This window comes from Pseudarthrobacter sp. MDT1-22 (assembly GCF_054511035.1).
Window position 1 is genome coordinate 1 of sequence record NZ_JBTNDK010000033.1, and the last position, 19,497, is coordinate 19,497.

Annotated in this window: 18 protein-coding genes; 13 read left to right on the top strand and 5 right to left on the bottom strand. The window is 65.0% G+C overall.

Annotation, left to right across the window (positions count from 1 at the left end):
• Positions 1–92: 92 nt before the first annotated feature.
• Complete coding sequence (locus ACX80M_RS18525) at positions 93–863, bottom strand: hypothetical protein (RefSeq protein ID WP_252602906.1); 771 nt, start codon at positions 861–863, stop codon at positions 93–95.
• A gap of 150 nt (positions 864–1,013) precedes the next feature.
• Positions 1,014–1,787 carry an oxygenase MpaB family protein gene (locus ACX80M_RS18530; RefSeq protein WP_459310133.1) on the bottom strand — a complete coding sequence of 258 codons (774 nt, stop codon included), beginning with the start codon at positions 1,785–1,787 and terminating at the stop codon, positions 1,014–1,016.
• Between the two features lie 208 nt (positions 1,788–1,995).
• Here ACX80M_RS18530 and ACX80M_RS18535 point away from each other — a divergent pair, with 208 nt between their 5' ends.
• The 13 genes from ACX80M_RS18535 to ACX80M_RS18595 all read left to right on the top strand — a co-directional run bounded on the left by ACX80M_RS18535 (position 1,996) and on the right by ACX80M_RS18595 (position 16,182).
• Positions 1,996–2,967: a matrixin family metalloprotease gene (locus ACX80M_RS18535; RefSeq protein WP_459310134.1), complete on the top strand. Its 972-nt coding sequence runs from the start codon at positions 1,996–1,998 to the stop codon at positions 2,965–2,967.
• 283 nt (positions 2,968–3,250) lie between these two features.
• Positions 3,251–3,748, top strand: a complete 498-nt coding sequence (gene uraD / locus ACX80M_RS18540) for a 2-oxo-4-hydroxy-4-carboxy-5-ureidoimidazoline decarboxylase (protein ID WP_459310135.1) — start codon at positions 3,251–3,253, stop codon at positions 3,746–3,748.
• Positions 3,745–4,086, top strand: coding sequence for a hydroxyisourate hydrolase (gene uraH / locus ACX80M_RS18545; RefSeq protein WP_459310136.1), 342 nt, complete (start codon positions 3,745–3,747; stop codon positions 4,084–4,086). Before uraD ends, uraH begins: the two co-directional genes overlap by 4 nt.
• 421 nt (positions 4,087–4,507) lie before the next feature.
• Positions 4,508–5,848, top strand: coding sequence for an MFS transporter (locus ACX80M_RS18550; RefSeq protein WP_252602891.1), 1,341 nt, complete (start codon positions 4,508–4,510; stop codon positions 5,846–5,848).
• A gap of 68 nt (positions 5,849–5,916) precedes the next feature.
• Complete coding sequence (locus tag ACX80M_RS18555) at positions 5,917–6,600, top strand: GntR family transcriptional regulator (RefSeq protein WP_459310137.1); 684 nt, start codon at positions 5,917–5,919, stop codon at positions 6,598–6,600.
• Positions 6,597–7,418, top strand: coding sequence for an aspartate/glutamate racemase family protein (locus ACX80M_RS18560; protein WP_252602885.1), 822 nt, complete (start codon positions 6,597–6,599; stop codon positions 7,416–7,418). Before ACX80M_RS18555 ends, ACX80M_RS18560 begins: the two co-directional genes overlap by 4 nt.
• Before the next feature lie 24 nt (positions 7,419–7,442).
• On the top strand, positions 7,443–8,894 hold the full coding sequence (locus tag ACX80M_RS18565) for an amidohydrolase family protein (RefSeq protein ID WP_252602882.1): 1,452 nt from the start codon (positions 7,443–7,445) through the stop codon (positions 8,892–8,894).
• Positions 8,895–8,903: 9 nt separating this feature from the next.
• The gene (locus ACX80M_RS18570) at positions 8,904–9,635 is read left to right on the top strand and encodes a maleate cis-trans isomerase family protein (protein WP_252602879.1); all 732 of its coding nucleotides are present in this window, start codon (positions 8,904–8,906) and stop codon (positions 9,633–9,635) included.
• A gap of 178 nt (positions 9,636–9,813) precedes the next feature.
• Positions 9,814–12,579, top strand: coding sequence for a pyruvate dehydrogenase (acetyl-transferring), homodimeric type (gene aceE, locus ACX80M_RS18575; protein ID WP_459310142.1), 2,766 nt, complete (start codon positions 9,814–9,816; stop codon positions 12,577–12,579).
• 83 nt (positions 12,580–12,662) lie between these two features.
• A complete protein-coding gene (gene nboR, locus ACX80M_RS18580) occupies positions 12,663–13,271 on the top strand; it encodes a nicotine blue oxidoreductase (protein WP_252602873.1) in 609 nt (202 codons plus the stop codon).
• A 171-nt stretch (positions 13,272–13,442) separates the two neighbouring features.
• Positions 13,443–14,318, top strand: a complete 876-nt coding sequence (locus ACX80M_RS18585; protein WP_252602870.1) for an aldo/keto reductase — start codon at positions 13,443–13,445, stop codon at positions 14,316–14,318.
• Positions 14,315–15,094 (top strand): SDR family oxidoreductase, encoded by a 780-nt coding sequence (locus tag ACX80M_RS18590; RefSeq protein WP_459310138.1) that lies wholly within the window; start codon positions 14,315–14,317, stop codon positions 15,092–15,094. Before ACX80M_RS18585 ends, ACX80M_RS18590 begins: the two co-directional genes overlap by 4 nt.
• Before the next feature lie 71 nt (positions 15,095–15,165).
• On the top strand, positions 15,166–16,182 hold the full coding sequence (locus ACX80M_RS18595; RefSeq protein WP_252602864.1) for an aldo/keto reductase: 1,017 nt from the start codon (positions 15,166–15,168) through the stop codon (positions 16,180–16,182).
• A 22-nt stretch (positions 16,183–16,204) separates the two neighbouring features.
• Here the strand turns inward: ACX80M_RS18595 and ACX80M_RS18600 are convergent, their stop codons facing one another.
• From ACX80M_RS18600 to ACX80M_RS18610, 3 genes are read right to left on the bottom strand one after another with little or no spacing between them, the layout of a single operon-like run.
• The gene (locus tag ACX80M_RS18600; protein ID WP_252602862.1) at positions 16,205–16,984 is read right to left on the bottom strand and encodes an SDR family oxidoreductase; all 780 of its coding nucleotides are present in this window, start codon (positions 16,982–16,984) and stop codon (positions 16,205–16,207) included.
• A gap of 27 nt (positions 16,985–17,011) precedes the next feature.
• On the bottom strand, positions 17,012–17,755 hold the full coding sequence (locus ACX80M_RS18605; RefSeq protein ID WP_252602859.1) for an aspartate/glutamate racemase family protein: 744 nt from the start codon (positions 17,753–17,755) through the stop codon (positions 17,012–17,014).
• Positions 17,756–17,787: 32 nt separating this feature from the next.
• Positions 17,788–19,356, bottom strand: a complete 1,569-nt coding sequence (locus ACX80M_RS18610; RefSeq protein ID WP_459310139.1) for an NCS1 family nucleobase:cation symporter-1 — start codon at positions 19,354–19,356, stop codon at positions 17,788–17,790.
• Positions 19,357–19,497 lie beyond the last annotated feature (141 nt).

The window sequence follows — 19,497 nt, forward strand, 5'->3', positions numbered from 1 at the left end:
TCAAATCCCCAGACGCACTCATCGCGTTGGCCATGCTCAGCCTCGGCGGTCCCAAACCAATGCTCCCGGGCCGAAATTAACCCACGGAAGAGTCAGGAGAGCCCAATAACTAGGCGGTAAGAGCTGCATTTGGGACACCGGCGAGGTGGGTTCCGTTTCACCTTGACGAAGGCTGTTGAGTACATGTGGAAGACATGTGACGTCGCATCCAAGAGCATCTCAGCGTCCCATACCGTCGCGTTTGAGTCATGCTGGAGGCTTACTGCAACGTCCCAAGTCTTGTCGGCAATCTCATTTAAGTAGCGCCGCAGCCGCCCTGTGGATAGGGTCTGCGCGTACAGGGTCGCCCAGCCTTTGAAGTCGTTGACCTTCGGTTTTAGCTCTGGATTGGAGAGCCAGTCCGCATCTTGATGCTCACGACCAAATGCCAATAAGGCTTCACGGCATTTTATAGCTACGCCTTGATAATCCTCTGCCTCGCGAGCCGAGTCCATTGCTGTGACGGCAGCTTCGTAGCGCCTCCAAGCCCCGCCAACTTCTTCGGCCTTATCGTCGTCAATCTCGACACGATCGCGATTCATCACACGTAGCATCAAGCCGACGTGGAAAGAGAAGGCAACATCGTACTCAGGGAAAGACTCCTGAGAGTAAAGGTTGGTCGGCTCTGTGATAACCCACCAACGCTCTTTCGGCGTGTGCACGTCGTAGACGTCGTAATCCGTGCCGAGTAGCCGGTAGCTGCTTACCTTCTGCACCAGCGTGACTTTGGTGTCAGGATCGTCAGGGTCATCCTGATTCCGGGACTGGCCTTCGACATAGCGACGGATGTCTCGTTCCTCGTGCTTAGGTAGTTTCTCGGCCATATGGCCACTATACGAACGTCGGCCACCTACCATACTCTGTGGGCAACCGCGTCGCACTCTAAGAATTATCTCTTTCGGGAGAGAATCATCGCCGGCGGGAAACTAATCTGCCCGGCCTACAGCGCTGAATTCACACCCCGCGGTGATTTCCTACGAGGTGCGGAGCCGGTCGAGGCAGTAGTTCTTGACGCAGTGCCGGACCGGCCGCGGCAGCCGTGGATACACCAGGGCGGACCACCGGGTGGTGCGGTCGAACAGGCGGCTGTGGCGGTCGCTCCACGGCAGCCCGAAGCCGGCTCGCAAGTGGTCCGGCAGTAGACCGGCGGTGATGAACCGGATAAGGGGCATACTCATCCGCAGCCAGAGTGGCCCGGCCGGCGGGTACAGGAGGTCGCGGCCGACGCCGGCGGTGACGGCGTCCAGCTCCAGTGTCAGAAGGGACGTGTCCCAGTATGTCCTGAAGGCTGCGCGGTCGGCCGGCCACAGGTTCGCCGGCAGTTGCAGGACGGTGCCGATTCTTGCGTAGTCGCTGTACATAAGGTCGGCTGCCTTGTCGTCCAGCGGGCCGTAGATTTTCTCGTAGACGGTGATGGCTGTGTCGTACAGGGTGGCCACCACCCATAATTGCGCCTGGGCGTCAAAGGCGCTGTACCCGTGGGAGCCGGCTTCGGGCTTGCGGCGGACCGTGGAGTGGGCCCGGTTGACGCTGCGGCGAACGGCCGCGACCTGGGCCTCTGTTCCGTAAACGACCGCGTAGACGTAGGTGACGGTAGCCCGGAAGCGGTCCAGGGGACGGGCAATAAAGTCACTGTGCTCGGCGACGCCATGGCCCACCGCGGGGTTCGCGATCTGCAGCAGGATGGCGCGGCCCGCCCCGGCGAGCAATACACCTTCAGCGCCGATGTCGGCCAGGTTCCGCACCATGGACCCACGATACCGGAGAAGGCAACCGCTACTTCCCCCGCGACGCCGTCAATGCGGGCTACCTCAAGGACGGAGACATGTATTCCGTCTGCGTGACCATCGATGAGTATCCCCGAACTTCACGGGTAATTTCGTACGGATCAACTGGACCGCCACTATGCTGGGCAAACCACCAAAGGAGACGGCACGGCAGCGCAAGGGGGAACTGTTGGAATCAGGTTCTGGCGACAGGGAGTTTCCCCGCATCCGCCGTTCGCCCAGCGGGCGCATTCCGCAGTGGGCAATCGATGAGGCACTGGGCAAGCCGCCAGCGCCCGAGCCGTGGCGCGGTGCCCCCATCTCGCCAATCTCGGCCAAGAGGACCGTCCACCGCCGGAAAGTCCGCGGGAGCAAGTGGAGATCGCGCACCGCCACTGTCCTGGGCATCGCCCTGGTGGTGGGTCTCTATTTCACGCCGACCCTCTTCGACCGGTTTGTGTTGCCGGCAGCCATGCCCCACCTGCCGGGCGCCAAAGTGCCGCCACCAGGGTTTGAGGCCGCATCAGCCCCGCTCGGACTGCCGCCAGCCACCAGCGGATCCACCGCCTATGTCCTGCAGAAGTCCCCGGACCCGGGCCAGGCCTTTGTTGCCTATGACCCCTGCCGTCCGCTGCACTACGTGGTCCGGCCAGACAATGCGCCGCCAGGAACAGACGTACTTATCGAGGAGGCCGTGTCCGCAGTTTCCGCGGCCTCGGGGCTGCAGTTCGTGGATGACGGAACCACGTCCGAGGCGCCATCCGAAGCCCGCGCAGCGTACCAGCCGGCGCGCTACGGCAAGCAGTGGGCGCCGATTCTCATTGCGTGGTCGTCCCCGGCGGAAACACCCAAGCTGGCAGGGAAGGTTGCAGGGACCGGTGGTAGCGCCTACGCCCATATTCCCGGCGAGCCCTATGTGTACGTCGCCGGCCAAGTGACCCTCGATGCGCCGGGCCTCGCGGAAACACTGACCTGGCCGGAGGGTCCTGCCCACATCCGCGCCATCATCATGCACGAGCTGGGGCACGTCCTGGGGCTGGACCACGTGGACGATCCCACGCAACTGATGCATGAGGAAAACAGCGGGCAGTTCGACTTCGGCGATGGCGACCGCGCCGGGCTGGCGCTGCTGGGAACCGGGGAGTGCGTCCCGCGGCTGTAACCCCGAGCGTAAGCACGGCGGGGCGGCTGACCGTATTGCGGGTCAGCGGACTTTGCCCGTCAGCGGACGACGGCGGGACCTCCCGCCGTCGTCCGCTTTCTGTTGGGGGCGCTACCCCTTCCGCTGGGGCATCACCCAAGCAGCGTCACGGCAGTTGACACCCGCCGGTGCGTGCGGTTGACTTTTTGCATATGCTGAAATAACAGTTCCATGATGCGGAATTTAGTATCCGCATAGCCCTACACCGTGGATGCCAGCATCGAAACACACGAGGACTTGCCTCATGCATCTTGAACAGTTCAACGCGGCCGGCCGCACGGAGGCCGCCGATTTCCTGCGCCCCTGCCTGGACATCCAACGCTGGATCGACGAGCTCGCCGACGCGCGTCCCTATTCCAGTCTCGACGCGCTCCTGGCGGCAGGCCGCGGCGCAGCGAACCCGTTCACCCCGGCGGAGATCGAAGCAGCCCTCGCCCACCACCCGCGGATCGGCGAGCGGGCGCAGGGCGACAGCGCGGAAGCGAAGCTGTCCCAGTCGGAACAGGCCGAATTGGGCGTGGCCGACGCTGCCGTGGCCGAGGCCCTGGCGGAAGGCAACCGGGCCTACGAGGAGAAGTTCGGGCAGGTGTTCCTGATCCGTGCCGCCGGCCGCAGCCGCGAGGAGATCCTGGCCGCCCTCAACACCAGGCTCGCCCACACCCCCGAAGCAGAACAATCAATCATTGGCCAGCAGTTGCGGGAAATCGCAGTGCTCCGACTCGAAGGACTGATGCGCACATGAGCATTTCCCACGTCACCACCCATGTACTCGATACCGGTTCCGGCCAGCCGGCGGCAGACGTCCCGGTAACCCTCCACGCGCTCGACGGCGAGCGTTGGGTCCAGATCGCCGAGGGCGCCACGGACGCGGACGGACGCATCAAACAACTGGGACCGGACCGGCTGCCTTCCGGGACCTACCGCCTGGCGTTCGACACGGGAAGGTACTTCGCCGCCAGCGGCACCGAAACGTTCTTCCCGGAAGTGACCCTCACCTTTGGCGTGGTGGAGTCGGAGGCCCACTACCATGTGCCGCTGCTGCTGAGCCCGTTCGCATATTCAACCTACCGGGGCAGCTGAGCTCAGCCGAACCTGCCAGAACCGGCCACAACAGGAAGGGTCCGCGGCGACGCCGCGGGCCCTTTCGCGCGCCCTGTCGCCCGGCTCCTCAACGTCTCCACGTCCGCCGCAACCACGCCGCAACCGCGCCGCCCCGCCCCGCCGGCAGGATCCCCACACCCGCCGCAGTCACAATCGGTGATTTGGCCCGGGTGGGCCACAACGGTAGAAATTCCTTGACAGTGGCACGGGTCACTTCTATTCTGAATTTTGGGATCCCAAACTGGGATCCCAAAAGATCGCGATCCGGATCCCGAGCCGCAGTTCATCGCCCGGCCCCTCCGGATCAGGACCCAGGACGCCCCACCAACCGGCTTTCTGCCCCGCGAACACACAAGCCTTTCGTCCTGTCTGCAATCTTCCTCTCTGCAAAGGAGAAGTTGTGTCTCATCAAAATACTGAAACCGCTGTACCGCTCCCCGACGACAAAACCGGCAAGGACGGCGTGCAACGTCGCACCAACGTCCGCTGGAAAATGTTCCTGCTCCTGCTGGTCCTCGTCGCCGTCAACTACATCGACAGGGGCTCCATCTCGGTGGCCCTGCCGATCATCCAGAAAGAATTCAACCTCGCCCCCGAGCTCGTGGGCCTCCTGCTCTCCGCGTTCTTCTGGACCTACGCGTTGATGCAGGTCCCGGTAGGCCTCCTGATCGACAAATTCGGTCCCCGCAAGGTCATGACGGCGTCCTGCGTCGGCTGGGGCGCAGCAACGGCAGCCTCCGGCCTGGCCGGCGGCTTCCTCAGCATGTTCATTGCCCGGATGGGCATCGGCGTCACGGAAGCCGGCGTCATGCCGGCCGGCGGCAAGCTGAACGCGATCTGGATGCACAAGTCAGAGCGTGGACGCGGCGCCACCATCCTCGACGCCGGCGCGCCTCTTGGTGCCGGCCTGGGCGGCATCATCATCGCCGGCCTGATCGCCTCCACCGGCAGCTGGCGCCTCGCGTTCATCATCGCCGGCGCCGCCACCGTACTGATGGGCCTTGCCGTCTGGTGGTACGTCCGCGACAATCCCCGCCAGCACCGGGGGGTAAATGACGCCGAGGCCGAATACATCGAGGCCTCCCACGCCGCGGAGGACGCTGCGGCCGAGCTCGACGGCAGCAAGGGCAAGCGCGCGCTCCTGCCCTACCTGAAGTTCCGCTCCTTCTGGGCTATGTGCTTCGGCTGGCTGGGCTTCAACGGCGTCTTCTACGGACTGCTGACCTGGGGGCCGCTCTACCTGGCCCAGGACAAGGGCTTCGACCTCAAGACCATCGGCTGGTCCACCTTCGTGATCTTCGGCGCTGGCTTCGTCGGCGAAATCCTGGGCGGTGCGATCGCCGACAAGTGGCAGTCCACCGGCGCCTCCGCCAACCGTGTGATGCGCACGCTCCTGGGCACCTCCAGTGTGGTCGTGATCGGCGGCCTGATCGGCGTCACGGTTGTGGCCGATCCCACCACCGCCGTCGTCCTCCTGTCCGTGGTCATGTTCTTCCTCCGCTGGGTGGGCCTGTTCTGGAGCATCCCCTCCATCCTGGGCGGCCGGACCAACGCCGGCGTCCTGGGCGGCGCGATGAACTTCAGCGGCAACATCTCCGGCTTCGTGACCCCGATTGCGGTCGGCCTGATTGTCGGTGCCACCGGCTCGTACACCTGGGCGCTGCTGTACTTCGTTGGATCCGCGATCATCATGGGCGTCTCCGTCCTGACCCTGAACTACAACAAGCGGCTACCTGTCTAAGCTAGCCACACGCACCTGTTCCTGAAGCCGGGAACGCAATGCCAGACAAGAACCGAAAGTGGAGAAGCATGCATAGCGCAGAAGAGACCCAGGACAAGGAACGCCCGCTTCGGGAGGCTGTCCGGGACACCCTCCGCAACAGGATCTTTGAAGGGCATTACGTTCCCGGCACCAGGCTGGTGGAACGCGACCTCGCCGCTGAATTCAACGTGTCACGGCTTCCCGTCCGCGAAGCGCTCCGTATGCTGCGCCAGGAAGGGCTCATCAGCGACCGCGGAGCCCGCGGAGCCGAGGTCAGCACCCTGAGCCCCAAGGACGTCGAGGACCTGTTCGACGTCAGGCAGTCCCTCGAGGTGCTTGCCTGCCGCCTGGCAGCCGCCCGCGCCACCCCCGAAGACCTCAGCGGCCTCAAAGGTCTGCTGGACGAGGCAGACCGCTGCCTGGTCAAGGGCGCCATCATGGAAGCCCACCGGGCCAACAGCGAATTCCACGATGCCATCACCCGGATCGCGGACAACGGCTTCCTCAAGTCCGCGCTGGAACCGCTCCAGGGCCGCATGCACTGGCTCTTCCGCCACGTCAGCGACCTGCCGGAGCTGATCGAAGAACACCGCGCCCTCTACGCCGCCATCGCCAGCGGCGACCCGGAACGGGCAGCCGCCCAATCGGCGTCGCACATCGGCAAATACCGCGAACAGTTTCCGGAGGATTTCAGCCGGACAGAACCCGCCCTTCATCGGAAGAACTTATGAAACTTCTTGTCATCAACCCCAACATCAGCGACGACGTTACCGCCCTGATCGAAGCGGAGGCCCTGCGCTCCGCCTCCCCCGGAACAGAACTTGTGGTCCGGACCGCCGGGTACGGCGTGGAATACATCGAAACCCGCTTTGAGTCCCTGATCGCGGCGGGAGCCGTCGCCGAAATCGTCGCCCAGTACACCCGCGACGGCGCCAGCGTCGACGGCGTTGTGGTGGCCGCATTCGGCGACCCCGGGATGCCCGCACTGAAGGAACTCACCGACGTCCCTGTTATCGGAATCACCGAAGCGGCCCTCTGCGGAGCCGCCCTGCAGGGGCACCGGTTCTCCATCATCGCCATCTCGGACCGGATCCGGCCCTGGTACCGGGATTGCGTGGAGCGCTTCGGGCTCGGCGGCCGGCTGGCGTCGATCCGCTCCATCAATGAAGCCCTCCACGGCATCGCCTCGGTGCAGCAGGACTTCAAGGCAACCCTGCTGGCACTCAGCCACCAGGCCGTCACCGAAGACGGGGCCGACGTAGTGATCCTGGCCGGAGCACCGCTCGCCGGCCTGGCCCGCGAACTCCGCGGGCAGATCGGGGTCCCTGTGGTGGACGGTATCTCCGCAGGCATCCGCATGGCAGAATCGGTCGTCGGGCTCGATTCCGGACCGCACCGCGCCGGCGCCTTCGCTCCGCCGCCCGCCAAGTCCCGCCGCGGCCTCTCGGAGAACCTGGATGCCGCCCTCACCACCGCGCAGAACGCCGCCGCGCACGATCCCGCCCGCAGCGGCGCCACCCAGCCGGCCTCGCCCGCACGGGCCAACTAGCCACTTCTACTTAGGAGGACACCGATGTCCGACACCCCAGAACTCGTCATCGCCAACGGCACCGTGGTCAACAGCTTCGGCCGACAACAGGCCCACGTTGTGGTCCGGGAGGGCCGCATCGACCGGCTGGTGGATGCCGCCGGGCCCGTCCCCGCCGGCACGCGCACCATTGACGCATCCGGCCGGCTTGTCATCCCCGGCGGAGTGGACGGCCACTGCCACGTAGCCCAGGTGACCGGGCGCTTCCGCACCCTGGATAACTACCGGACCACATCCACCGCCGCACTGTGGGGCGGAACCACCACGATCATCGACTTCGGCATTCCCCGTGATGCCCAGGAAACCCCGCTCGCAGCCGTGCTGCACAAGAAGGAACTGGCCCGCGAGTCCCGGTGTGACGTCGCGTTGCACGGCTCCGTGGTCAGCTGGGACGAAACCGTGCCCTGGCAGTTGGAACAGCTCGCCGCCGAGGGCGTGCGTTCGGTAAAGATGTACACCACCAACCGCGGCACCACCATGGCGGACGGGGACACCATCCTGAAGGTCATGCGCGAGATGGTCCGCCTGGACGGCCTCACCTACATCCACGCCGAGCACGACCCCATCATCTCGGACTGCACCCAGCAGCACGCCGACGACGGCCGGATCGGGATTGAACACCTGCACCAGACCCGGCCGGAGCTCGCCGAGGAGGTCTCCGTCAAGGTAACCCTGGCCATGGCCGAATACACCAAGGCGCCGGTCTACTTTGTCCACCAGTCGACACCGGGTGCGGTTGATCTGGTCACCGAAGCCCGCAGCCGCGGCCAGGAAGCCTACTCCGAGACCTGCCCGCACTACCTCACGCTGGACGACTCCGTCTACGGAAGCGCGTTTCCGGAGTGGTACGCGTGCTGCCCGCCGATGCGCAGCGCCGAAACCGTGGCCGCGCTGAAGGACCGGCTGGCCGCGGGTGCCATCCACACCGTCGCCTCCGACCACTCGTGCTACGACCTCTCCCAAAAGCGCGAGCGAACGGACGACATCCGCGAAATGCCGCACGGACTCCCGGGCGTCGAAACCCGGATGCCTGTCACGTTCACCGCCATGATGGATTCGGCCAGCGGAGGAGAGCGCCGGGTGGAGGACTTCGTCGAAGTCTTCGCCGCCGGCCCGGCCCGCATCAACGCCCTCCCCCGCAAGGGAACCATCGCTCCGGGGTTCGACGCCGACATCGTCATCTTCGATCCCGCCGAGGAACGCACCGTCGACGGCGTCGCTCTCCACATGGGTACTGACTTCTCGCCGTTCGAAGGGAAGACGCTGACCGGTTGGCCCGCCGTCGTGGTCTCCGCAGGCCGTGTGGTGCTGGACGACGCCGGTTTCCATGACCCCGGGGCTGTTGGCCGCTTCCTGCCCCGCAAGGGTTTCACCGAACACCGCGACGCCCTGTCCTGGCCCCAGGAATCCCGCCCCGCCGTCTACGCCGCCAGTTAGGAAACCCCGATGCCAAGCCAAGCACGCAAAACCCGCATCGGCATGATCGTGCCGTCCTCCAATACCTGCCTGGAGCCGCAAAGCTACCGGATTTTGGGCGAGCGGGACGACGTCACCATTCATTTCACCAGGATCCCGGTCACCCGGATTGCCCTGGATGACTCTTCGGACAAACAGTTCGACTCCAGCGTTATGCGCACCGCCGCGGAGCTGCTGGCCACCTCGGATGTGGATGTCATTGCCTGGAACGGAACCTCCGGGTCCTGGCTCGGAGCAGAGCATGACCGCACCCTGGTGCAGGAGATCACCGACGCCACCGGGATCCCTGCCACCACGTCCACGCTGGCCTACCTGGAGGCGTTCAAATCATTCGGCACAGAGCGGATCGGGCTCTTCACTCCGTACACCGGGGACGTCAACGCACAGATCATGGCGTCCTACCAACGGGACGGCATCAAGACCCTCGACCACCGGTTCCTGGGCCTCAGCGACAACGAGTCGTTCGCCCGCGTCACGGATGACGAAATGCGGCCAGGTTCGCTGGAGCTCGCCGCGTCCAAGCCGGATGCCTTGATCTACCTCTGCACGAATCTCTACGGCGCCAACATCACCGCGGAAATTGAGGCCGAGACGGGCGTTCCCGTGCTGGACTCGGTGGCCGTCACCCTGTGGCATTGCCTCAAGGTGGCGGGCGCACCGGGGCTGGACCCGCGCTGGGGCAGGCTCCTCACCTCTGCCTGAACCCGCAGTGCAGGCACTCCGCGTTGGCTGCCGGGGGCCCGTAACCCCTGGCAGCCGATTGTGACCGTCCGTTCGCCTTGACGCGTGGATCGCCGCTTAGATAATCTCGAGATGCAATAAAGTTTTCTCACACAACGAAAACTTGAGCCAACTATTCAACGATGAAAAGAGGCTGGACGTGGCTGCAGGAGAAGAGACCTCCCATATCCTCAGCGGGTTGACAAACCAGCTGCCTGATCGTGATCCGGAAGAGACCGCCGAATGGCTGGAGTCCCTGGATGCCCTGATTCAGGAACAGGGCACGGAACGTGCCCAATACATCATGCGCAGCCTGCTGCAGCGCGCCGGCGCCCAGAGCGTCGGCGTTCCGATGGTGACCACCACGGACTACGTGAACACCATCCCGGTGGACCAGGAAACGGCGTTCCCGGGGGACGAGGAGATCGAGCGGAAGTACCGGGCCTGGCTGCGCTGGAACGCGGCCATCATGGTGCACCGGGCGCAGCGGGCCGATATCGGCGTGGGCGGACACATCTCCACCTACGCCGGTGCCGCCACCCTGTACGAGGTCGGTTTCAACCACTTCTTCCGCGGCAAGGACCACCCCGGCGGCGGTGACCAGGTCTTCTTCCAGGGCCACGCCTCCCCCGGCATGTACGCCCGTGCGTTCATGGAAGGCCGGCTCGCCGAGGAGGACCTGGACGGATTCCGGCAGGAAAAGTCCAAGGAAGGCCACGCGCTCTCCTCCTACCCGCACCCGCGCCTCATGCCGAAGTTCTGGGAGTTCCCCACGGTCTCGATGGGCATCGGCCCGATGAACGCGATCTACCAGGCCCAGTCCAACCGGTACCTGCACAACCGCGGCCTCAAGGACACCTCGGACCAGCAGGTCTGGGCGTTCCTGGGCGACGGCGAAATGGACGAGCCCGAGTCCCGCGGCCTGCTCCAGCTCGCCGCGAACGACAAGCTGGACAACCTGAACTTCGTCATCAACTGCAACCTCCAGCGCCTGGACGGCCCCGTCCGCGGCAACGGCAAGATCATGCAGGAACTCGAAGCGTTCTTCCGCGGCGCGGGCTGGAACGTCATCAAGGTCGTCTGGGGCCGGGAGTGGGATGACCTGCTCACCAAGGACTCCGACGGCTCGCTCGTGAAGATCATGAACGAAACCCCGGACGGTGACTACCAGACCTACAAGGCAGAATCCGGCGGGTTCGTCCGCGAGCACTTCTTCGGCAAGACCCCGCAGACCAAGGACATGGTCGCGGACCTCTCCGATGACGAAATCTGGAACCTCAAGCGCGGCGGCCACGACTACCACAAGGTCTACGCCGCCTATAAGGCAGCCACCGAATTCAAGGGCAAGCCCACCGTGATCCTGGCCAAAACGGTCAAGGGCTACGGACTCGGACCCCACTTCGAGGGCCGCAACGCGACCCACCAGATGAAAAAGCTCACCCTCGATGACCTGAAGAAGTTCCGCGACCACCTCCGCATCCCCATCACGGACGAACAACTCGACGCGGATCTCTACCGGCCCCCGTACTACCACCCCGGAATGGACTCCCCCGAAATCCAGTACCTCATGGAACGCCGCCGCGCCCTCGGCGGTTTCGTCCCCGAACGCCGGCCGGACCACGCGCCGGTGGAGCTGCCAGACCCCAAAACCTATGAGATTGCCAAGCGCGGTTCGGGGAAACAGCAGGCCGCCACCACCATGACCTTCGTGCGCCTGCTCAAAGACCTGCTCAGGGATAAGAAGTTCGGACACCGCATTGTCCCGATCGTTCCGGATGAGTCCCGAACCTTCGGCATGGACGCGTTCTTCCCCACGGCCAAGATCTACAACCCGGACGGCCAGGGTTACCTCTCTGTGGACCGGGACCTGGTCCTCGCGTACAAGGAATCCGCCCAGGGCCAGCTGATCCACCCCGGCATCAACGAGGCAGGCGCCGTCGCAGCGTTCACCGCCGCCGGCACCGCCTACGCCACCCACGGCGAACCGCTGATCCCGGTCTACGTGTTCTACTCCATGTTCGGCTTCCAGCGCACCGGCGACGCCTTCTGGGCCGCCGCGGACCAGATGGCCCGCGGTTTCATCATCGGCGCCACCGCCGGCCGCACCACCCTGACCGGTGAAGGCCTCCAGCACGCCGACGGCCACTCCCCGATCCTGGCCTCGACCAACCCGGCCGTCCTCACCTATGACCCTGCGTACGGGTACGAGATGGGCCACATCATCCGGGACGGCATCGAGCGTATGTACGGGCCGACCGCAAGCGGCGATGGAACCGGACCGGCATCCGATAAGAACCTCATGTACTACATCACGGTCTATAACGAGCCGATCTCCCAGCCGGCCGAACCAGAGAACCTCGACGTCAACGGTGTGCTGAAAGGCATCTACCGGGTGACGGCGTCGGGTATCGAAGGGCCCAAGAGCCAGATCCTGGCCTCCGGCGTCTCCGTCCCGTGGGCCCTGGATGCCCAGCGGATCCTCGCCGAGGACTGGGGCGTCTCCGCGGACGTCTGGTCCGTGACGTCCTGGAACGAACTGCGCCGGGACGGGCTCGCCGCGGAGGAGGACGCCTTCCTGAACCCGGGCCAGCCCGCCCGCATACCGTTCGTCACGCAGCAGCTCGCCGATGCGCAGGGGCCCGTGGTGGCGGTGACCGACTACATGAAGGCCGTCCCGGACCAGATCCGCCAGTTCCTCCCGCACCAGTTCGCCTCGCTCGGAGCCGACGGCTTCGGCTTCTCCGACACCCGCGCGGCAGCCCGCCGCTTCTTCAAGAACGACACCCACTCGATTGTGGTGAAGACCCTGCAGCTGCTCGCTTCGCGCGGAGAGGTGGACGGCGGCGTGCCCGCCTACGCGATGGACCGCTACAAGCTCCTGGACGTCAACGCCGGGACCACCGGAGGCGCCGGAGGCGACTCCTGACCCCCTCATCCAGACAACAGTTGACGGCAGTGTTCCCGTGGAACACTGCCGTCAACTGTCATGTGGCTGGATAGGCTGGGGCGATGGCTGACCTGGACGAACAACGCACGACGGCGGTGCTGCTTGCCGCCGGCGCCGGGACGCGGCTGGGGCTCGGGCCCAAGGCATTGCTCCGGTTCCAGGGCCGCACGCTCGTTGAAGTGCTGGCAGATGTGCTGCTCGCGGGCGGCTGCCGGGAAGTGGTGATGGTGCTCGGCGCGGACGCGGCAACGGTCCGCGCCGCCACCGATCTCGGCCGGCACCGGGTCATCGACAACCCGGCCTGGGCCAGCGGAATGGGAAGCTCGTTCCGGGCGGGAGTCGCCGCAGCAGCCCCGGGGGACCATGTGCTCATCGCGCTCGTGGACCAGCCCGGCCTGACCATTGAAACTGTCGCCCGGCTGCTGGCATCCCACCGGCCTGGCCGCGTGACGGCGGCCGCCTACCGTGACCCCGAAGGAAAACTCCAGCGGGGACATCCGCTGCTCCTGGATTCCAGCCTCCGCGCTGAAGCCGCGGAAACGGCAACGGGCGACGCCGGGGCACGCCATTTCCTCCAGGCCCACCCGGAACTGATAGACCTCGTGGACTGCAGCGACCTCTCCGGCGGCGAAGACCTCGACACCCCAGAACAGCTGCATCTCCTCCAGTAGCAAACGTCTCCTTGCTGCGCTATCCGCACCGCACCGGATGCCCTGGCCTGCGACTCGAACGGGGTTATGACAGTGCCTGCCTTGATGACAGTGACCCGCCTAGGCTTGAAATCTCGGCCCGGACTGGTGCAGGCCGCACCCTGAACGGGCTGCGAGAGGACAAGAACAACCATGAACATCACACTCAACAATGGAGTCGTCATGCCCGCCATCGGGCTTGGTGTCTTCCAGACCCCGCCCGAGGCCACGACGGCTGCTGTCGTTTCGGCACTGGAGACCGGCTACCGCCACATAGACACGGCGGCTGCGTACGCCAACGAGCGCGAGGTGGGCGAGGGCATCCGCCGCTCCGGTATGGACCGTTCCGAAATTTTCATCGAGACCAAGGTCTGGATCAGCGACTACGGCTACGACCAGACCCTGCACGCGTTCGAGAAGAGTTCCCGCAAACTCGGCGTCGACCAGCTCGACCTTTTCATCCTCCACCAGCCACTCTCCGCAGAATTCGACAAGACGATCAAGGCTTACCGGGCCCTTGAACAGCTGCTCGAGGACGGCCGCGTCCGCGCCATCGGTGTCAGCAACTTCATGCCGAACCACCTGACGGCGCTGCGCGAACAGACCACGATCATCCCCGCGGTGAACCAGATCGAGGTACACCCCTACTTCACGCAGCCCGACGTGCGAAAAGCCGGCTCGCACCTGGGCATCCTCACGCAGGCCTGGTCACCGATCGGCGGCATCACCTCCTACCGCGGCGACGCTGCGACGAGCACGTTCAACGACCCCATCATCCGCCGCGTCGCCGAACAGCATGGTAAGACTGCCGCCCAGGTCATGCTGCGCTGGCAGCTCCAGCTCGGACACTCCGTCATCCCCAAATCGGTCCGCCCTGAACGCATCGCCGAGAACTTCGACGTGTTCGGGTTCGACCTCACTCCTGAGCAGATGAGTGCACTCGGAGCGCTCGACACGGGAGTGCGTGGTGGTCCCGACCCCGACTCGGTCACCCTGGAGGCCTTCGGACGGGATATCCCGGAAGCATGAACACCAAGAAACCGGGCATCGCACTCGTCGTCGGCGCCACCGGCAGCGTCGGCCGCCATGTCGTGGCGGAAGCCGTACGTCAGGGTTACAAGACGCGGGCCCTCGTGCGCGACGCCTCGCGTGCCGGCCGGCTCGATGCCGGCGCACAAAAGGTCACTGGGGAGCTGACCCTGGTAGAAACCCTCGCGGACGCGGTGGCCGAAATCGACGCGGTCATCTTCACCCAGGGTTCCTCCTACGGCGATGCCGCGGCAGCCGAAACCGTCGACTACGGAGCCGTCAAGAACGTCATCCAGGCCCTCGGCGGCCGCCGCGTGCGCATCGCGCTCATGACAGCCATCGGTGTAACCCGCCGCGGCAGCACCCACGACTGGAAACGACGCAGCGAACGCCTGGTCCGAGCAAGCGGGAACGCCTACACAATCGTCCGGCCCGGATGGTTCGACTACAACGACGACGACCAGACGGAGATCATGCTGCTGCAGGGCGACACCCGCCACGCGGGGAGCCCCGCGGACGGCGTCATCGCGCGTCACCAGATCGCCCGCGTCCTCGTCGACAGCCTCGTCTCTGACGCCTCCGATCGCTTGACGTTTGAACTTGTCGCCGAGCATGGACCTGCCCAGGAAAGCCTCAAGCCTGTCTTCGAAGCGTTGGACAAGGACCCCGCCGGTTCGTTGGACGGGGTCCGGGACCAGCCGAACATGCCTGCCGACGCCGAGCCGGAGCGCGTGCGCCGGGACCTCGCCGCGCTGGCCGCAAACAACCAGTCGTAGGCCACACGTCGGTGCCCCGCCGACCGAAGCGCCACTTTGAATCACAGACCACCATCAAACAAGGAGTAAAAATGGACTACCGTCTACTGGGCCGCACCGGCGTGGAAGTCAGCCCGCTGTGTCTGGGCACGATGATGTTCGGCGCCTGGGGCAATACGGACGTTGACGATTCGATCCGGATCATCCACCACGCGCTGGACGCCGGCATCAACTTCGTCGACTCGGCCGATGTCTATTCGGACGGCGAATCGGAGGAGATCGTCGGGAAGGCACTCAAAAAGCGGCGCGACGACGTCGTGCTGGCCACCAAGTTCTTCATGCCCATGGGTAAGGGTCCCAACCGCAGCGGCGGCTCCCGGAAGTGGATCATGCAGGCGGTGGAGGACTCGCTCCGGCGCCTCGGCACCGACTACATCGACCTCTACCAGGTGCACCGACCCAGCGCCCTGATGGATGTCGAGGAGACGTTGGGCGCCCTCACGGACCTGGTCCGGCAGGGCAAGGTCCGCTACATCGGCTCCTCGTCATACTCCGGCAGCCAGATCGTCGAAGCACAGGTCGCCTCACGCCAAGGAAACCTCGCCCGGTTCGTCACCGAACAGCCGCCCTACTCGATCCTCGTCCGCGGCATTGAAGAGGACGTCCTTCCGACGACACAGCGCCATGGCATGGGAACCCTCACCTACAGCCCGCTGGCCGGCGGATGGCTCTCCGGAAAGTGGCGCAAGGACACCGCGCCGACCCCAACGTCGGCAGCACGGCCCAACGCCCGCTTCGACATGAGCAGCGCCGCGAACCAGCAGAAGCTTGAGGTGGTCGACGCACTCGCGCACGTCGCCCAAGACGCCGGGATCAGCCTGATCGAGCTGGCGATCGCGTTTGCCATCAACCACCCGGGTGTCACCTCCGCCATCATCGGACCCCGCACGATGGAGCAGCTCGAATCCCAGCTGCCAGCGGCCACCGTGACATTGTCCGCTGAGATCCTGGACCGCATCGACGAACTGGTCGCCCCGGGCCGGACGTTGAATCCCGACGACAACAGCTACGGTGCAAATGAACTGGTCCCGGCGGCACGCCGCCGCTAAGAGCGCCCAGGCGCCAACTTTGTCAGCCCCGGCCGATGAACGGCATGCCGGCGGCCGTGATCACCACCGAGCCCACACTGGCCGACGGCGGCATGCCTGCCATCAGGAGCACGGCGCGCGCGGCGTCCTGCACCGGGAACGTGGGCTCCACCCTGCGGCTACCGTCAGCCTGCAGGGCACCGGAGTCCACGCCGATGGTGCCCATAATGTCCGTGGCTGTGTTGCCGATGTCGATCTGGCCGCAGGTGATGCCGAAATCCCTGCCGTCCAGCTCGATGCTCTTGGTAAGGCCCGTCATGGCGTGCTTGGTGACCGTATAGGCCACTGTCCGCGGCCGCGGCGAATGCGCTGAAATGGACCCGTTGTTGATGATGCGGCCGCCCTGGGGCTCCTGGGATTTCATGGCCCGGACGGCCGCAGCGGCGCACAGCATCGAGCCGGTGAGGTTCACCGCCACCACCGCATCCCAGTCGGCCACGCTGATTTCATCCACCGATGCGGCCGGGCCGAACACGCCGGCGTTGTTGAACAGGAGGTCAACCCTCCCCCACTTCCCGAGGGCAGCAGCGAAAAGGCGCTCGACGTCGTCGGGCACTGTCACGTCGCAGGGCACCGTGAGTGCCTGGCGGTGGCCGGCCGCGGACTCCAGCAGCGGAGCCTCACGGCGGCCAGCCAACACCACGCGGTACCCGTCGGCCAGCATGAGCCGCGCCACCGCCCTGCCAATCCCGGAACCTGCACCGGTCACGACGGCGACCGGTGCCGGCCGGTGTGGTTGTACGGGCCGGTGGGTTGCAGTCATGGGTCGCTCCTTGTGTTGATGGCCAGGCTAAGGGGCAGCGGGCACTTCCGCTGCCGTTATTGGCCAGCCTATGACCGTCTTGGGCCGCGGGGTGGCGTAGGTCCGGACCTTTGAGGTGCTCAGCCGCATGCGGACCAGCCCTTCGGCGATGGTCACCGCCGAGGCCACACCGTCCACCACGGGGACGCCGGCACGCTTCCGGATCTCCTTGTCCAGACCGGCCATGCCGCCGCACCCAAGGACAATGACTTCCGCCTTGTCCTCTCGGACAGCCAGCAGCGCCTGTTCGATGATGGCTTCGACGGCGCGCTCCGGATACTCCTCCAGTTCCAGGACGGCCATTCCGCTGGCCCGGACCGAGGCGCACCGGGCGTCGAGGCCGGCCAGCTTCAGCCGGTCCTCGATCAGCGGCACGGCACGATCCAGGGTTGTGATCACGGAGTACTTGTGGCCCAGGAACATCGCGGTGCTCGCGGCCGCCTCGGTGATATCCACCACCGGAACGTCCAGGAGCTCCTGGAGCCCTTCGCGGCCGTGCTCGCCGTAGCCGGCCTGGATGACGGCGTCGAACGGTTCCGGATAGTTGACCACGGCGTCCATCACGGCGATTGCCGCGAGGTAACTCTCAAAGTTTCCCTCGCAGGAATCTGCGCCGAAGCGGGGCGTGATTCCAATGATTTCCGTTCCGGGTGCCGCCACGCTGCGGGCCGAGGCGGCGATGGAGTCGGTCATGGACTGCGTGGTGTTGACGTTGGCCACAAGGATGCGCACGGCGCTTTCCCCTTTCGGGACAGGTTGGTTAGTTAGTGGGTGCTGACGATGGCGATGGGCTCGCCGTCGACGTCGTCGAACTGCTGCTTGCGGTCCGCAATCAGGTAGTACACCACTGCCGCGATGCCGGCTGCGAAGAACCAGGAGAACGGGGCGGCTCCCTCGAAGGCCGGAACAAAAGCGATCACGAGGGCGACGGTGGCAGACGGTATCAGTGCCATGATCGCTTTGGGGTTGAAGCCCTTCTTGTAGAAGTAGGCTCCCGTGGGCGACTCGATGTAGAGCTCCGGAACGTTGACCTTGCCGCGGCGAAGCAGCCAGTAGTCTGCCATGACCACGCCGAACAGCGGCCCCAGCAGCGCGCCCAGTCCGCCGAGGAAGTACACAATGACCAGGGGGTTGTTGTAGAGGTTCCAGGGAAGGATGATGAGGCCGATCGTACCGCTGACCCAGGCCGCCTTGCGGAAGTTCAGGTGCTTGGGGAACAAGTTCGTCAGTGCATAGACGGGGGCCACGAAGTTGGCCATCAGGTTCACGGCGATGGTCAGGATCAGCAGGGCCAGGCAGGCCAGGACAAGGAAGAGCGTGTTCGGGATGGTCTGGACAATGTCCGAGGGGCTCTCGATGATTTTGCCGCTGATTTTGAACTGGCCGCCTGCCATGACGACCACGATGGCACCGAAGACGAGCATGTTGATGGGGATGCCCCAGAAGTTTCCGCGGACCACGGCCTTCTTGGAGACCGCCGAGCGGGTGAAGTCGCAGAAGTTCAGGACGAAGGTTCCGTAGATGGAGACCCACAGTGCACCGCCGGCAAAGATGGTGCGCCACATGTCGGCGCCTTCGAGCGCATTATCCGATGCCCAGGCGATGGAGCCGCCGGCTTCCGCGAAGATCCAGATGGCGATGGCAGCCATGGTCACCAGGATGATGGGCCCGGCGAAGGCCTCGTACTTGCGGATCATTTCCATGCCGAAACTGACGATGACCAGCTGGACGATCCACAGTGCAACGAAGGCAATCCAGCCGAGTGTGGACAGGCCCATGATGGAGTTGCCATCCAGCTCCTTGAGGGAGGGGACCATGGCCACGAGCATTACGCGGAGGACCACCGAGGCCAGGTACGTCTGGATCCCGAACCAGGCGATGGCGACGGCGCCGCGGAGCAGGCTGGCGATCTGGGCACCGCGGATACCGAAGCTGATCCGGCTCATGACCGGGAACGGTACACCGGTCTTGACCCCCATGAAGCCGGAGAAGTTGAGCAGGGCAAAGAGCAGCACGGCTCCGATACCCAAGGCAAGGAGGATCTGCCAGCCTCCCAGCCCGAGGGCGAAAAGGCCGATGGCGAACGCATAGTTGCCGAGGCTGTGGACGTCGTTGGCCCAGAGCGTGAAGATGCTATAGCCGGTCCACCGGCGGCCTTCACGCTTGGTGGGGGCAAGGTCTACGTTGTACAGGGTGGGGCTGATGGCCAGGCCTGAGACGGCGGTGGCTGAATCACAAAGTGCGTCGACACCCATGGAGGGGTGGGCCGCTTTGCCCATGTCCGCTGGTGTCTCGGGTGCCGGGTCTAGGCCGGTCAACGGTGTTGTTTGCATCGTTATCTCACTTCTTGAAGATGTCTTCCATGTGTTCCGCTGTGGGATTTATGCCGGAAACTAACGGCAGGAGCGTCGTTGCTTTTTCCACAATGCGGAAAATGGGTATCGAGTAGTGAAATAACGGTATGACCTGGGTCA